Source organism: Aliivibrio sifiae (assembly GCF_002954715.1).
Classification (GTDB): domain Bacteria; phylum Pseudomonadota; class Gammaproteobacteria; order Enterobacterales; family Vibrionaceae; genus Aliivibrio; species Aliivibrio sifiae.
The window spans coordinates 1,425,394-1,440,991 of record NZ_MSCP01000002.1 but is presented as its reverse complement, the minus strand read 5'-3'; the positions used below and the strand labels follow the sequence as shown (position 1 = coordinate 1,440,991).

The following is a 15,598-nucleotide window of genomic DNA, read 5'->3' as shown; positions in this document are numbered from 1 at the left end:
ACTAACCTATTAATTCAATACATATAATCACTATAGGACAGAACTTCCTATTATCCATAATAAATTTGTTTTTTGGTTTTTTCTTACTCTCTTTCCTATGCTCTCTGATGAACTGCATACTCTTTATTGGTGTGTTTAAGTCAGTATAAATGGCAAGGAGCAACACATGGCTAGTGAGAATAATAACGAAAATGATGATCTAAATGGTGCTGTTGAACAAGTAATTACGGAGGATGGCGCATCTTCTTCGGATAGTCTGACTGGTAACCAAAATAATCAACAATCGACCGCGGCAAATACCGTTGCCACAGGAACTGATGCTGTTGCTCCATTAGTGGCAGAAGAAGAATCGCAAGACAATAGCAATGAAGACTTAAATGACTCACCCACAGCAGAAGAAGGTGAGGAGAACAATGTTGAAGCCGTAAATGAAGAAGAAGGCAATAACGCTGACAACGACACAGGTTCAAATGTGGTTGATAGCGAGCTTGATGAAAGTGGTACTGAAGAGCCTAACTCGACATCAGCACAATCAAATACAGAAACTCAAGATGTTGGTGGCGAGGAACCTCAAGAAGGATCCCCAACGTCTAGTGTTAATAATGGAAATGCTGAAGAGCCCGGAGTATCGTCTTTTTCTGTTAGTGGCGGTGCTCAAGGTGCTAACTCTGAAGGTGGCGCATTTAGTGATGAGGCGATGGATAGCCATACCTTTGGTGTTAATGTTGAATCTGAGCGTTCTATTTACTCTGACGAGTTGGAGCATTCAGATACAACAATCGATACGATGACTTTTGCTGTTAATGTCTCTCCAGTAAATGATGCACCAACTGCGGTTGATAAGTTTTTTACAATGCAAGAAGACGGTGTCATTACTTTTACTGCCGAAGAGTTATTGGCGGGTTCTGCTGATATTGATAATGATACCTTACACATTGATGCAGTAACTTATACCGGAATGAATGGTGTGTTATCTGAAAATCCAGATGGCAGTTTTTCTTTTGCTCCGAATGAAAATTTTAATGGTCATGTGAATCTTGGTTTTACTGTCTCAGACAGTGAAGCAACGGTTGAAGCCAGTATAGAATTAACGATTGAAGGCGTTAATGACATCCCAGTTGCGGGTGCAACGTCTTATCAAGTAGATGAAGATCATGTTCTGACATTCACAACGGAACAGCTATTGGCTAACTCTAGTGATGTTGAGGGAGAAGTATTCGTTCAATCTGTCACTTATCCAGGCTTTGAAGGGGAGTTAGTTAATAATCAAGACGGCACCTATTCATTTACGCCAAACCCTAATTATTATGGAGAGTTAGATTTTAACGTTGTTATCGTTGATAACGAAGGAGCAACCGCAAGTACGACCGCAAATATTCAAATTGTTTCTATTAATGATCCCGTTATTGCTGTTGATGATTCAGAACTTTCGGCAAGTGAGCCCCTTATTCGTCTAGATTCCGCACCTGATCACGGTACATTAGAGTATTTAAATGACGAGTATGAATGGGTAGAAATGGTGGTCGGTGAGGAGTATCCCGCTGATACAGAAGTCCAATTTGTACCTAATGTGGAAGACGTTCAATCTGCAACGTGTGATATTCAAGTTGGTAGCTTTGATAATAATACCGAAACCCCAATCTTTGATGGGACAGCCTCGACCTCTGATTGGGGAGTTGTTGATGGAAATACCGCAATATTTACTAAAGATGGCGTCACGATTACCACTGAGGTAACCAGTGGTGAGCTGTTTGCTTGGAATGGTGCTGGAAATTCGATGGGGGCAGGTATTGGCGACCAATCTAATAACGGATTGTCCAATGATGATACGTTAACTGTCACCATTGATGGGGAGGATGTAAATCAAATTACCTTTCAATTGGATGGCCTCGGTAGTTGGTTTGATGAATCAGATCCACAAGCAACAGAAGTCGTGATCACTGCTTATAATAGTGAAGGCAATGTCATTGATTCTCAAGGTGGCTTTAGAGAATCAGGTGAATATCAAGACTTATATGCATTTACGACTGATCAACCTGTGCATCATTTTGAGTTAGGAACTAGTGGTGGTGGCGGTACGTATGTTGTTCAAAACATGACGGTTTCACGCACGCTATCAGAAGATCTTCAGTTAATTACGATTCAACCTGATGGCAGTGAAACTAACAGTGAGCTCACGCTTGATTTGAATTACAACACAGCAGACCAAGCGATTGATGTTACTGAAGAACTCATTAATATTGATGACACTATTACCTCAACACCAATACAAGTTCTTGAAGATGGACAATTGCTGTTAAGCGTTAGCGATTTATTAGCAAACGACTCTGATGCGGATGGTGATCTTCTTACTATTATTGATGTGCATACCACCGATAATTCTCACGGGGAAGTGATCTTAACCGAAGATGGTCAGGTACTTTATATTCCCGATCAAAACTATTCAGGAGAGGCCGATTTCCATTATGTCGTAATCGATGGTAATGGTTCATTTGATTCTGCAACAGTGACTATTGATGTCATTCCGCAGCAAGATGCCCCAATCGTTTCAAGTAACCTTGAATTAGTTATTGATGAAGACGGCTCTATTACGTTAACCCAAGACGATCTACTTGCTCATACTATTGATCTTGATGGCGATGATCTTACCGCCTCTAATCTTCTAGTTGGTGGAAATGCACAAATCATCGAAAATGAGGATGGTTCATTTACGATCACTCCTGATGAGAACTTTAATGGTGAGCTAGCGATGAGTTTTGACGTTACCGATGGGATTGATGTTGTAGAAACAGGGATTGATTTAACCGTTAATGCAGTGAATGACTTAACCGTTGTGTCTGGTGATGTATCGGCATCCACTGATGAAGATCATTCAATAACGATAACTCAAGCTCAGTTACTTGCTAATGCCGCAGATATTGATGGTGATAATCTTTCAGCTCTTAATCTAGTGGCTGAAAACGCAGACATCGTTGCTCATGAGAATGGTTCCTTCACCATCACACCGCACCAAGATTTCAATGGAATGATAAATGTTAGTTATGGCATCCATGACGGAACCGATACGGTTGCATCGAATTTGCTCTTAACGGTTGATCCAGTGAATGATGCGCCTGTTATCTCAGCAGATGTTCGAATCACGATTGAAGAAGATGGGTCTTATACGGTTACCCAAGAAGAATTACTGCAATTTGCAACTGATGTTGATAATGATGATTTAACAGCGAACATTGGAGAACAAGGAACTGAAACAACGGCTACTGGGACTGTAGTTGATGCTGAAAGTGGAGAACCTATTTCAGGCGTACGCGTTGAACTCAGTGATGAATTTGGAAATAGTACTAGCACGGTCACTGAAATGGATGGCTCATACTCTGTTACTGGGTTAGTTTCAGGTGAAGGCACGGTATTCATTACTGAAGAAGGTTGTATTACTTCATGCTTCCCTGTGAATGAAGGGGAGACATTAAACAGCGGTACGATAGCGATATCTGAGGTCATGGATGTGACTGATATGCGTATTGTTGTGACATGGGGTGATTCGAGCGAAACTCGTGATTTGGATAATCATTTATGGCTGTATAACACTGAGACAGGTGATGAACTTGATCATATTTATTATCAAGATATGTCACATCAATTGGGTGACGGAACCGTTTTACAAGATGTCGATGATACCAGTCATTATGGCCCTGAAACGATTTCAATTCCTAATTACGCGGATGCGAATATGCATTATTCAGTGCATAACTATACTGCCCGTTCATGGGATGTAGAAGGCGTTGATGATGTTAAGGTTGATGTTTTTGTTGGAGACACTTTAGTCACCTCATTTGTGCCTAACTTACCTGAACATCTGACAGGGGATCATTGGCATGTTTTTGATATTGTTGGTGGTGTGATTGTCCCTGCACAATTTGTTGCTTCAGAGAGTCAGTTTGCAGTACCTAGCCAAGCTGAAGTGAGTGGTCATTTAGACGCCATTGATATTAGTGATGTGGTGAATGGCTCTGGTGATGAAAATCATGAATCTGAAAACAACAATACTGAAGGCTCTGGTAGTTCTGAGGGAGAGGGGGGAAATTCAGGCAGTGGCGAAAGCTCGATTAGCGATATTTCTATTCCAAATGGTGTGATTACTGACAATGGCGACGGTACTTATACCATCACACCTGATGAAAACTTTAATGGTGAATTCTCAATTAATTACAGCGTTGACGATGGCAATGGTGCTGTTGTTCCTGCTCAAGTTGATGTATCTGTTACTGCCGTCAATGACCTCGCTATCGTTCAAGATCATTCCTTTACGTTAAATGAAGATGGTGATCTGATTATTACAGATGAAGAGCTTCTTACGGGGTCTTTTGATGTTGATGGCGATGAGTTAAGTGTTGAATCCGTCACTTATGCTGGTGACGATGGTTCACTGATTTCTAATAATGATGGAACACATACGTTTACACCAAATGAACACTTTAGTGGGTCGTTAAATCTCGATTTCAGCGTTAATGATGGTACTGATAGCGTGAATGCGAATATCGCCATTACGGTTGATGCGGTTGCTGATGCTCCTAATTTAGTGATCTCTGATAGTGAAGGCCAAGCGATTAATGATGGCGATGAAATTAGAGATAGTGCCAATGTCATTGAACTGAATTTAGCCGCCGAACTTGTAGACCAAGATTTATCAGAAAGCTTAGTCGTTACAATGGGTGGTGCACCAGAAGGCAGTGTGATCCATTATGATGGTGATGCCGTTATTAATGATCAAACTTATGGTTTAACTAGTTATGCTGACACCAATGTTACCGTGACTTTCCAAGGTGAAGGCGCTGGTTATCAAAATTCTGCAGGTTATTATATTGTTGAGGCTGACGGGTCGATTTCTGATGTTAAGTTAGTGTATGAAAATGCCTCAGAACAAGGTTCTGGTGGGGATCTTATTCCTGGAACGTCTTCTTTCTCATTTGATATTGAAGAAGGACAAAGCTTTAATTTATTCGTTGTCCCAAATGGATTTAATCATAATAACTTTGGTGAGATGCACAATGGTGAATTTGCCTTTAGGGATGAGGATGGGTCACCATCCACAATGGATTCAATCGATCCTCAATTGATTTTTATTGATGAAAGTGGCATTGAAACTCTGATTCAAAGTCAAAATGGTGATACCATTTATCATGGTGGTAATAGCACTAACTTAAATCAAGATGGTGTTGAGCATACTAGAACAACCATGAATGAACAGGGTGAATTGGTTTACGGTATCGAAGATCTTTATGGTGGTGGAGACAGAGATTATGATGACTTTACTTTCACAATTGATTTAGGGGAAGTGAACCAGTCTATCTATAGTGGTGAAATACCAGTCATTGGTGATGATCCAATTATTATTCCGACTATCATTTTAGATCAAGTTATCGCCCTTGAGTTACCAGAGGGATACAGTGATGAATTTGACCTGGTTATTGAGGCGACTTCAACTGAAGAATCAAATCAAGACACTTCAACAACGACACAAACAATCCATGTTGATGCCATAGAGTATGCGCCAGAAGTGACACCAATAACAGCTGTCATTGATGAAGATAACTCAATAACATTAACCCAAGCTGATTTATTAGCAAATGCAACGGACATTAATGGGGATGATTTAGTCGCAACGAATTTAATTGTTACTAATGGACAAGCTGAGGTAACTTTAAATGAAGACGGTTCATACACAATCACACCGGATGCTGATTTTAATGGTGCAGTTGGTGTGAGTTTTGATGTGAGCGATGGCTTACATACCGTAGGTACAGAGCTTCAATTGTCCGTAACCGCAATAAACGATGCTCCTGTTGCCCCTACATTGGTGATAAGTGAAAGTGAAGATGAAATCTTATTGATTGATCCTAACTTCATTTTATCGCAAGTAAGCGACGTAGATAGCGCAGAACTTACGTTGGAAAGCATCAGTATTCGCTCACCTGCTCAAGCTTCAATTACTCAAAACCAAGAAGGAATGTATCAAGTTATTGTACCTGAACATTTCAATGGCCCGATAGATATTGCTTATGCGGTGAGTGATGGAGAGTTAACAACGGAAGGAACTGTAAACCTGACTATCATTCCTGTAGATGATGCGCCATTCCAAACAGGCAATGCACATTTAGCAACGAATGAAGACGGTGCAGTAACGTTCAATAGTGCCGATTTGATTGATCTTTTTGGTGATGTTGATAGTGCATTAACCGTATCACGAGTGATTACCGCTGAAGGAGAAGAAGCTGAAGGTACAGTCATTGATAATGAAGATGGAACTTGGACATTTACCCCAACGGATGATTTTGCCGGCACAACTGGTTTACAAGTCGTTGTGACTGATGGCACAACAGAAGCCAGCATGGATATGAACGTTTATATTCGTCCTGTTGCTGATGGCGTCGCAATTACTACAAGTTTTGATGGGCCTCTGGTTTTCCCTGAAGACTCAACAGGACACTTCGGCATTAATATTGAACAACTAGATACATCTGAGATTATGACTAGCGTCATGATGACAGGGTATCCAATTGGATTTGTTGTCGGGGATGGTGAGCATAGTGTGACTATTACCGAACAAGGACAAAGTATCGATATTGGTGATTGGAACCTTGATGACATGACCATGACACCACCGGCAGACTTTAATGGAGACTTCTTTGTAACCGTGTCGGTTGTGTCGTTAGATGAAGTGGAAGACCCTGCAAATAACCCTGTCACTCAAGAGCTTGGCAGCCAACCACAAGACGAGTCTTCTTTTGTTTTTGATGATGATGGTTACGCGTTATTGTTGAGTTCGGATTTACTTAACTCCTTAGAGGGAACAAATACAGAAAATAGTATTTCTGGTGTTTCTTACTCAGGGGATAACGGAACTCTCATCGATAACGATAATGGGACATGGAGCTTCTGGACAAATCCTGATTATGACGGTGGAATTAATGTTGATTTCACAACATCTGACGGTGGGAATCATCAAGTGACTCTGATTCAGAATAACGTAGATGAAGCTTCTACATCAAGTTCTCTATCTGAGGACATTGAATCGCAAAGCGTTGAGAGTCAATCAGAGAATGAAGCTGATTACACCGCAGCACCAGGCGATACTCTTAATATTGATATACCTAGTGACATCTCTAATAACGACGAGGTTGAACACATTTTAGTTAATGGATTACCAGACGGTGTCGAGCCAGTTCAAGGGCTATCAGATGGTGAAGGTGGTTATGTAGTTAGTGATATATCACAGCCTATTACTCTTGCCATTGATGAGAATTTCTCAGGAGAAGTTCGGGTTGAGATGGTTGGGATGACAGCTATGGATGACCCAATTGATGGTGCTGTTGGATTTAGTTTGATTGATGTTGATTCAAGCTATGAGATGCAAGGAACAAGCGCAGATAACAATAATGCAGGAGTTCAAGGTGGGGATGATTTACAAAATCAAGATTGGACAGCCGCAGATAATACCGATATTGGTGTTGATGTGATGGATGACAGTGCAAGCTTTAATTCCCCAACTCAAGATGCGAATACTGATGACGATCTATCTATACTGAATGATCAATAACACTTTATTGTAGCGACAAAAGACGAAAACCTTGGCTTACCTCAATATCTAACGATAAAGAGAAGCCAAGGTTTTTTCTATTGTGGGAAAGTATCCTAAACTATTTTTATCATTAGAAGTGTCATAAGGATATGCATGAAACGTTTAGCTTCTTTCTCTATAAAATTATTGCTGCAAACTGCAGGAGTAATTATTACTACGCTCTTATTGATGTATTTCTACATGAACTACCAATTTCACGAGCATGAAGAGAGGCTAACGGAATTGCAACTCGAAATAAACTTAGCTAGAAATGACATGTTAATGCTACGTCGGTATGAAAAAGATTTTATAAGTCGAAATGAAGAAAAATATCATGATCGTTTAGAAGCTGGAATTGAGAATTTCGAACATAGATTAACTCAAATCTACCGAGTACTTGTGATTGAAGATATTGACATTGGGCATGACAGTTTAGAATTGATACAAGCAATTCATAAGTATGGAGATTCGTTTCATGAATTAACAGAGCTTTTAGGGGTATTAAATGGAGAAGACAACAAAAAAGGGTTGTTTGAACAATTAAAAAAGGAATCAATTAATCTAGAAGAAGGTTTATTATCGCTGAATAATTTGGCATTAAATAAAACCATGCTTGTGTTGCAAGAAAAAGTGTATGATTTTTATTCCAATATCTCAAAAAAAGAAGAAGCAACCATTTTGTATGAACGTGGTCAAATCTTCCAATTGATTGATATTATAGGTAAAGATATCGCTCATTTTAATAATGACAAGGTAAACTATCAGTATTTAATTTTTAAAAATAGCTTTGCTAATATTCAAGATATTCAAGATATTCAAGATATTCATGCTGCTGCTGGTTACAATCATCGATTAGGTTTGCATGGTGAATTACGTCAGGTTGTGCATGCGATAGAAGTACAATTAAACGATTTACTTGATGCTGTATCGATACAAACAACACAAGAGATCGGTCGATTTTATCTTTATAGCCAAGTACTTTCAGTCGTTCTTTTCTTTTTGATTGTGAGTGTTCTTAGTGGTGTTGTTGTGATGACTTCTCGCTTAGAAAAGCGGATCATAAGTTCACAAAATCAAGAAATAAAAGCCAATAAAGCGAAAAGCTCTTTTCTGGCTAATATGTCTCATGAGATACGAACACCTCTTAATGGCATTATCGGCATGACTGAAATATTATCTGCATCTACATTGACCGCGATACAAAAAGATTATCTCGCCACTATCAATGCTTCATCTCAAACATTGCTGATGTTAATTAACGATGTGCTTGATTTATCTAAAATTGAATCTGGTAATATCGAAGTGAATGCGCACAGTTGTAAACTCAAAGAAGTTATTTTTGATACCGCCGCTTTAATTGCCCCTAAAGCCCAACAAAAAGGGGTGAATATAAAGATAATCATGAGCGAGGACTTACCCACTTACGTCAAAGCGGATGAGCAAAAAATCAGACAAGTATTAATGAATTTAGCCTCGAATGCGGTTAAGTTTACCGATGCTGGCTCTATTTCATTTGAGTTATCACTAAAAGGAGAAACAGAGGCGACCTGTCATTACTTGTTCTCAGTTAAAGATACAGGATTAGGTATTGAAGAAGGTAAGCATCAACAAGTTTTTGAAGAGTTTAAGCAAGAAGACGATGACACATCAAAGAACTATGGTGGTACTGGGTTAGGTTTGGCGATTTCATCTAAAATGATCAAAATGATGGGCGATGAAATTAAGCTGAAATCAAGTAAAGGGGTTGGCAGTGAATTTTATTTCTCTCTTGAATTGAAAAAAGATCATACTCATGAAAAGAATGTTAAAAACAAAGACAATAAAACTATTATTTATTGTTCGAAATCACCTAAAGAATTATTTATTAATGAAGTTAATAAATATGGTTACTGCATAGAAAAAGTATATTCGGTTGAAGAAATTAAAATCCGAGAAACCTCAGAGTCTTTGGTCGTATTAGAAAAAGAAGATTTCTTAGATCAAATAGACCTAGTGAAAGAAAAATACCCTCAATTACCCATCGTACTGGTTAGAAATAACACAGACACCAATCTAGAAATTGAAAGTGTCAGTGGCTATGTGACATATCCTCTCTTGGGCTCTCGTTTGGATAACTTACTGTGTTCTGTTTTTGAACACTCACATGATGATACAGAGACTGATGTTGAGAAGGGGGCATCGCCAAAGCACTCAGGAATAGTTCTTATTGTTGAAGATAATAAAGTCAATCAGCAAGTTGCCTCTATTAATCTTAAAATGTTAGGTATTGATTATAAAATAGCGAATAATGGTGCTGAGGCCGTTGAGTTATATAAGCGACATCATGATGATATTCTCGTTATCTTGATGGATTGTATGATGCCTATCATGGATGGGTTTGATGCAACAAAAGCGATACGACAGTTAGAAAAGAATGAAAACATGACTCTTACGACAATTATTGCACTTACGGCTTCTATATTGGACGATGATATTCAAAAATGTTTTGATAGTGGTATGGATGATTACTTACCTAAACCTTTTAGAAGAGAAGTACTTCAAGAGAAAATTGCGAAACTTCAATTAACCTATAAAAGGTAAGCCAAATAGATGTCTATTTGGATGTAGATAATAGAAATAGGGGATGTATGCTAGTTGAACAGAAAATATTAATCGTTGAAGATGAACCGGTTAGTCGCCAAGTATTGCATCACCTATTAAAACCATTAACTACTATTTTGGTAAAAAATGGGGCAGAAGCTCTTGATGTTATCAATAAAGAAAATATTGATCTGGTGTTATTAGATATTCATATGCCCATCATGGGTGGCTTTGAAGTGATTGAAAGGCTAAAAAATGACGATAAAACAAAAGACATCCCTATTATTGTTATTACAGTTAATCATTCAACAGAGGATGAGATACGAGCGTTAGATCTAGGCGCTGTGGATTTTATTACCAAACCTTTTAATTCAGTTATTTTACAAAAGCGAGTACGTAATCAATTAAGATTAAAATTGAAGTCTGACTTACTTGAAAAGCATGCCTCGTTAGATGGATTAACCAACTTATTAAATCGACGCATGTTTGATTCTGATTTAGAAACTAAGTGGGCAGAAGGAAGAAGATTAGGGGTAAACGTTGGGCTTATTATTTTCGATATTGATCATTTTAAACAGTTTAACGATAACTATGGTCATTCAGCAGGAGATGAAGCACTGGTTCGAGTATCAAGAGCATTAATGAGAGCACTTCAAAGACAAACCGACCGAGTGTATCGATACGGAGGCGAAGAGTTTACCCTTATTCAGTTTGATACCGACCTTGAACAACTAAAACAAACGGCAGAGTTATTGCGACAATGTATTTATAACTTAGATATTCCTCATGAGTACTCTTCCCACGGAAAAGTGAGTATTAGTATTGGTGTTGCATTAGCTAGGGGAGAAGGAGAGCACTCTGAGCTTTTGTTATTACAAACGGCAGATAAAGAATTATATAAAGCAAAAGGAAATGGACGTAACTGCATTTCATTCATAACTATTTGATAACTGTTACTTATTTATTCAAATTCAATAAAAATCAATCAATTAGAGTTACTTTTAATCAAACGAACATTTTTTTTCAAAAAAGGCTTGCGCCTGATCTCATTTTCTCTATAATGCGCGACATCACTTGATGAGGCAGATGCTTCAGATAGAGTCCCGTGGAGGGATGGCTGAGTGGTCGAAAGCACCGGTCTTGAAAACCGGCAACCGTTAATAGCGGTTCTAGGGTTCAAATCCCTATCCCTCCACCACATTCCATTGTTGAGCTAAATTAGCTTGATGATGACAAAAGATATAGTGTGCCGACTTAGCTCAGTAGGTAGAGCAACTGACTTGTAATCAGTAGGTCACCAGTTCGACTCCGGTAGTCGGCACCATCTTTTCTCTTTATGAGATGCAACACCTGTTCCCTTTTAGTTCAGTTGGTAGAACGCCGGACTGTTAATCCGTATGTCGCTGGTTCAAGTCCAGCAAAGGGAGCCACATTTAAGAACGCCGCTTGATAGCAATATCAAGCGGCGTTTTTGTATTTGTAGATTATGAAATAATAATTCTTTATTTCGAATATATTTACGTGTTTGTCTCATAAGTTGTTGTTTTTATAGTTATAGAATGTGCTTTAATTCGTTTCGTCACTTTACAACACTAGAAAGCCCAGCACTGCATTCAAGGATGAATAATACCAATTCCAGTAATTAATTGCGTTGGTATAAAAAAGCCTCTCACTAATATTATTAGTCAGAGGCTTTTTTTGGAATATGTACTCTTTAGTTTTTTCTTACTTCAACTAACTTGTCTGCTTCTAATTTTTCTTTTAGCCATAAACCAGATGTTTTCATCGCATAAGCAAAGACAACACCTAAAATCAGTGAAGGAATAACTAGCTGCCAGTTACCGTTTGAAGCAAAGGTTGCACATGAGCCGATAAAGGTACCAGGAATAAAATTTAACCAATTCTTCTTTGCTTGTGCACACATAAAGAAAGCAACAATAGCAGTAATAACATAACCAATGATCTCTAGGCTTACCATTGAAGAAAGCTTAATTATAACCATAGCCCAAAATACACCACTAAGGTTAGTAGCAATACTTAATCCTATCCCTTTTAGGCCATCGGTAGGGGATGCAAAGTAGGTAGTACAACCAAGAAAGCCAGCCCAGCTTAATAAACCTAAGCTTACTGCTACCCAGCCCCAAAGACCTGAAAGAATGCCTGTAGTAATCGCAATTGCAATTAGTGTACTCATGGTTATACCTATAATCGGTTATTTGCTAATCACTTATCATAATGTCTTTAAATACGATTTTTAGTGATTCAAATCTCCTTAATTAACTATTGTTACATCGCTCTCTTTTAAAATTGAGGGCGCAATCGATTACTATTTAATTGAGCGTAAATGTAAATGGAATAATTGAATTTGGACTATAACTTCATATATTTGTAAAACTTTATTTCACTGTGAATTAAGTGTCGTTAGGACCGTAATATGTCTTGTTTGTCTTAAATATTTATTTTGCACCTCAGCTAGTTAGGGGTTATTGCGGCATGCTTCACATAATGATAATTATATTTTTAGCGAAACGCCTGGTATGTCGTTCTGTTATATGTTGATGTGAATCTCATTATTTTAATTTATACCGTGAAATATAGAATTAAATGTGATTCAAAGCATAAATCAGGATTATCTTAATTTTTAAAGTTAAAAAACTTTTGTATTGTTATTCCAGATTTGAATTTTAATTACTTTATTTTTAGGAATGGAATCATGTTGAAAAGAACTCTTCTTTCTACTGTTATTATGGCAAGTTTAGCGGCTTGTTCTTCTACTTCTTCTGAGCAATCAACAGTTAACCAACTGGCTGAAAACCTAGATGTTAACTACACAGTTATTACTAACCAAGGTGCTGATGACGGCCTTGCATGTAAAGAACTTCAAGCTGAATGGGCGTCATGTAACAAAGTAAACATGACAATCACTAACACTGGCGAAGCGGTTGATTCAGCGGATTGGACAATCTATTTCCACAGCATCCGTTTAATTCTAGATGTAGAGAACGACCAATTTAAAATTACTCGTGTAACGGGTGACTTACATAAACTTGAACCAACAGATAAATTTGATGGTTTTGCTGCTGGCGAAGAAGTAGTTATTCCACTGGTTGCTGAATATTGGCAGCTATTTGAAACTGACTTCATGCCGGGCGCATTCGTAACAGCACCAGGTGCAGAAGCACGTAATATTATTTCTTTAGATACTGAAGATACTGGTGAATACGTAGATGAAATCATTGGTGTTCAACTAAAACGTACACTTGCTGATAACAACGTAGTAGCAACAGCAAATACTCGTTTTGAGAAAAATGCGGATGTAGTTGAAGTAGACGCGTCTTCTCATATTATTCCAACACCTTTAAAAACAACACTAACTAACAAAACCGTTGATTTAGCAAAAGGGATTTCAATTACAGCTAATGGTATTGATGCAGACCAACTTGCAGCATTAAATCAACGTGCTGAACTTCTGGGTCTAGAAACTGCGGGTGAATACCCAGTATCAGTTTCTGTAGATAAGAAGCAATTCAAAGATGGCGTATCTGGCGCATACAAACTAGATGTGACTGAAGGTAAAACAACGGTTGTTGCTTTTGATGAAGCCGGTGCGTTCTACGGTGTTCAATCTTTATTAGCACTAGTAAGCCTAGATAGCTCTGAAATCCCGACTCTAAACGTGGAAGATGCTCCTCGTTTTGAATACCGTGGTGTAATGGTTGATGTTGCTCGTAACTTCCACTCAAAAGAAGCGATTCTTGCGACAGTTGACCAAATGGCAGCATACAAACTTAACAAACTACACCTTCACCTAACAGATGATGAAGGCTGGCGTTTAGAGATCCCTGGTCTTCCTGAGCTAACGGATATCGGTGGCAACCGTTGTTTTGATGAGTCAGAAACCTCTTGTCTACTGCCTCAACTAGGTTCAGGTGCAGATTCAGATAACTTTGGTTCTGGTTTCTTCACAACAGAAGATTACCTAGAGATCCTAACGTACGCGAAAAACCGTAACATTGAAGTTATTCCTGAAATCGATATGCCAGCTCACTCACGTGCAGCCGTTATGTCAATGGAAGCACGTTACGCTCGTCTTGCTGCTGAAGGCAAAATGGAAGAAGCGAACCAATACCGTCTGATGGATCCAAAAGATGAATCAAACGTAACAACGGTTCAGTTCTACAACAAGCAAAGTTTTATCAACCCATGTTTAGATTCATCTGCAACGTTTGTAGATAAAGTAATCACTGAAGTTGCAGCAATGCACAAAGCGGCAGGCGTTCCTTTATCAACATGGCACTTTGGTGGTGATGAAGCGAAAAACATCAAACTTCACGCTGGTTTCCAAGACATCAACGATGAAGAAAAAATCGCATGGAAAGGTGATTTAGATTTATCTAAGCAAGACTTCCCATTTGAAAAATCGCCACAGTGTCAGTCTCTGATTGCAAGCGGTGAAGTTGCAGATTTCGAACATCTACCAAGTCATTTTGCAGAGCAAGTATCTAAAATTGTTGCAGATAAAGGCATCCCATACTTCCAAGCGTGGCAAGATGGCCTGAAACACTCTGAAGACGCAGGTGCATTCGCAACAGAATCAGTACGTGCAAACTTCTGGGATACTCTGTACTGGGGCGGTGGTGCTTCAGCGTACGAATGGGCTGATAAAGGTTACGACGTAGTTATCTCTAATCCAGATTACGTTTACATGGATTTCCCATATGAAGTTGATGCGAAAGAGCGTGGCTATTACTGGGCAACTCGTGCAACAGATACGCGTAAAATGTTCGGCTTCGCACCAGAAAACCTACCTCAAAATGCAGAAACATCGGTTGACCGTGACGGTAACGGCTTTGAAAGTGCGGGTACGGTAACACCGAAGAAACCATTCTACGGTCTGTCTGCACAACTTTGGTCTGAAACAGTACGTACTGATGAGCAATATGAATACATGGTATTCCCACGTGTTATCGCAGCAGCAGAACGTGCATGGCATGAAGCGTCTTGGGAAAATGAATACAAAGCAGGTGTTAAATATTCTCTAGAAACAAACTTAGTGAATAAGAAAGCACAGCTTACTGATTGGACGAACTTTGCAAACACTATGGGTCAACGTGAATTAGCGAAGCTTGAAAGAGCGGGTATTGATTACCGTCTACCAATCCCAGGTGCAGAAATTGTGAATGGTGAACTAAGCATGAACATTTCATTCCCAGGTGTAACGCTACAATACTCTGTAGATGGCGGTAAAACATGGGCTGAATACGATAATGCAAACAAACCAAAAGTAACGGGTGACGTTCAAATTCGTTCAGCATCATTTACTGGCGAGCGTGTTAGCCGAGTAACTAGCGTTAAATAATTTACTTTAGACACAGTAAATTCAGTCATTAAATAATCAAA

At 38.8% G+C, this 15,598-nt stretch carries 5 protein-coding genes and 3 tRNA genes; 7 read left to right on the top strand and 1 reads right to left on the bottom strand.

The genetic code is table 11. The features are described 5' to 3' along the window. Window positions 1-166 precede the first annotated feature (166 nt). The 6 genes from BTO23_RS17540 to BTO23_RS17515 all read left to right on the top strand — a co-directional run bounded on the left by BTO23_RS17540 (window position 167) and on the right by BTO23_RS17515 (window position 11,628). Entirely contained in the window at window positions 167-7,597 is a 7,431-nt protein-coding gene (locus tag BTO23_RS17540) for a tandem-95 repeat protein (RefSeq protein ID WP_105064169.1), read from the top strand. Between the two features lie 135 nt (window positions 7,598-7,732). After that, on the top strand, window positions 7,733-10,198 hold the full coding sequence (locus BTO23_RS17535; RefSeq protein ID WP_105064168.1) for a hybrid sensor histidine kinase/response regulator: 2,466 nt from the start codon (window positions 7,733-7,735) through the stop codon (window positions 10,196-10,198). 47 nt (window positions 10,199-10,245) lie between these two features. Next, window positions 10,246-11,145: a diguanylate cyclase gene (locus tag BTO23_RS17530; protein WP_060993194.1), complete on the top strand. Its 900-nt coding sequence runs from the start codon at window positions 10,246-10,248 to the stop codon at window positions 11,143-11,145. A 160-nt stretch (window positions 11,146-11,305) separates the two neighbouring features. Continuing rightward, window positions 11,306-11,396 (top strand) — tRNA-Ser (locus BTO23_RS17525). 50 nt (window positions 11,397-11,446) lie between these two features. After that, a tRNA-Thr gene (locus tag BTO23_RS17520) sits at window positions 11,447-11,522 on the top strand. A gap of 30 nt (window positions 11,523-11,552) precedes the next feature. After that, window positions 11,553-11,628 (top strand) — tRNA-Asn (locus BTO23_RS17515). A 284-nt stretch (window positions 11,629-11,912) separates the two neighbouring features. Here BTO23_RS17515 and BTO23_RS17510 read toward each other — a convergent pair. After that, window positions 11,913-12,392, bottom strand: coding sequence for a DUF1097 domain-containing protein (locus BTO23_RS17510; RefSeq protein ID WP_060993195.1), 480 nt, complete (start codon window positions 12,390-12,392; stop codon window positions 11,913-11,915). 519 nt (window positions 12,393-12,911) lie between these two features. Here BTO23_RS17510 and BTO23_RS17505 point away from each other — a divergent pair. Then, a complete protein-coding gene (locus BTO23_RS17505) occupies window positions 12,912-15,557 on the top strand; it encodes a beta-N-acetylhexosaminidase (RefSeq protein ID WP_105064167.1) in 2,646 nt (881 codons plus the stop codon). Window positions 15,558-15,598 lie beyond the last annotated feature (41 nt).